At 69.4% G+C, this 1,868-nt stretch carries 2 protein-coding genes; both read right to left on the bottom strand.

Going from position 1 to position 1,868, the window contains the following annotated elements; translation table 11 throughout:
• Nucleotides 1-73 precede the first annotated feature (73 nt).
• Nucleotides 74-910 carry an ABC transporter ATP-binding protein gene (locus ACE3TU_RS21950; RefSeq protein ID WP_374627979.1) on the bottom strand — a complete coding sequence of 279 codons (837 nt, stop codon included), beginning with the start codon at nucleotides 908-910 and terminating at the stop codon, nucleotides 74-76.
• On the bottom strand, nucleotides 907-1,809 hold the full coding sequence (gene nikC, locus ACE3TU_RS21955; protein WP_374627980.1) for a nickel transporter permease: 903 nt from the start codon (nucleotides 1,807-1,809) through the stop codon (nucleotides 907-909). The genes ACE3TU_RS21950 and nikC overlap by 4 nt, the downstream gene beginning before the upstream one ends.
• Nucleotides 1,810-1,868: the final 59 nt, after the last annotated feature.

Here is a 1,868-nt window from a genome sequence, read left to right on the forward strand (position 1 = left end):
AAGGACACGGCCTGGACCGCCCGGATGTCGCGGCCCCCGACCTGGAAGGTGACGGAGAGGTCTCTGACCGAGATCATGCGAGCCACTCCGGATCGCGCACGACGGTCGCCAGTTCGGTCCGCCGCACGTCGAGCGAGGGCGTCGCCGCGACGAGGGCGCGGGTATAGGGATGGCGGGCATTGCCGAGGTCGCGCGCCGCGCATTCCTCGACGATCTTACCGCCATACATGATCAGCACGCGGTCGCAGAAGCTCGAGACCATGGTCAGGTTGTGGCTGATCATGATCAGGCCCATGCCGCGCTTGCGCACCAGGTCGTCGAGAATGCGCAGCACCTCGTTTTGCACGGTGACGTCGAGCGCGGAAGTGGGCTCGTCGGCGATCAGCAGGTCGGGTTCGGCGATCAGCATCATGGCGATCATCACCCGCTGGCCCATGCCGCCCGAGAGCTGGTGGGGGTGGAGATCGTGGACCAGTTCGGGATCGCGGATCTGCACCGCCTCGAGCATGGCGAGGGTGCGCCGGCGCGCGTCGCGGCGGTCGGAGCCGAGGTGCAGCCGGCAGGTCTCGCCGATCTGCTGGCCGACGGTGCGGACCGGATTGAGCGAGTATTTGGGGTCCTGCATCACCATCGACATGCGCCGGCCGCGCAGGTGCTGCCAGTCGTGCTCGCTGCAGGCCAGCAGGTTCCTGCCGGCATAGGACATGGTCCTCGCGCTGACGTTGGCCGAGTGCGGCAGCAGCCCGAGCAGGGCGCGCCCCATGGTGGTCTTGCCCGAGCCGGATTCGCCGACCACGCCGAGCCGCTCGCGCCCGAGCGTGAAGGAGGCATTGCGGACGGCGCGCGTCGCCCCGGTGCGCCCCGGGAACGTCACGTCCAGATTGTCGACGGTGAGCAGCGGATCGGTCATCGGGATTTCGGGTCGAACACGTCGCGCAGCCCGTCGCCGAGGAGGTTGAAGCCGAGGCTGACGATGAAGATGGCGAGGCCGGGGATGGTCGCCACCCACCACTGGTCGAGGATCACGTCGCGGCCGGACGAGACCATGGCGCCCCATTCGGCGGTGGGGGGCTGGGCGCCGAGGCCGAGAAAGCCGAGGCCGGCGGCGGTGAGGATGATGCCCGCCATGTCGAGGGTCAGCCGCACGATGACCGAGGAGAGGCAGAGCGGCACCACGTGTCGGAACAGGATGCGCCAGGTCGAGGCGCCCTGCAGCACGACCGACTGGATGAAATCGCTGCGGGCGATGGCGAGCGTCTCGGAGCGGGCGATGCGGGCATAGGCCGGCCAGGAGGTCAGCGAGATGGCGATCACCGCGTTCTCGATGCCGGGCCCCAGCGCCGCGGCGAAGGCGAGCGCGAGGACGAGGCGCGGAAAGGCGAGGAAGATGTCGGTAATGCGCATCAGCACCGCGTCGACCCAGCCGCCGAAATAGCCGGCGACGGTGCCGACGGCGAGCCCGATCGGCACCACCACCACCGAGACGAGGACGACGATGGTCAGCGTCACGCGGGCGCCGAAGAGGGTGCGGGCATAGATGTCGCGGCCCAGTTCGTCGGTGCCGAACCAGTGCTCGGGCGACGGTGCCGCGAGGCGCTGCGCGAGGTCCTGCGACAGCGGCGAACGGCCCATGGCGAACCACGGGGCGAAGACCGCCATCGCCACCAGCAGCGCGACGATGAACAGGCCGGCGAGGGCCGTGGGATTGGCGAAGATGGCCCGCACGCCGCGGTAGAAGCTGCCCAGCACGGCCTGGCGCCGCGACGCCGGCGCCTCGCTCATCAGCCATTGTCCCAGCGGGGTGCTCATGTCGACCTCAGCCGGGGATCGAACAGCTTGTAGAGCAGGTCGGAGACGAGGTTGACGGT

The sequence above is a fragment of the Devosia sp. genome (genome assembly GCF_041917035.1).
Classification (GTDB): Bacteria; Pseudomonadota; Alphaproteobacteria; order Rhizobiales; family Devosiaceae; genus Devosia_A.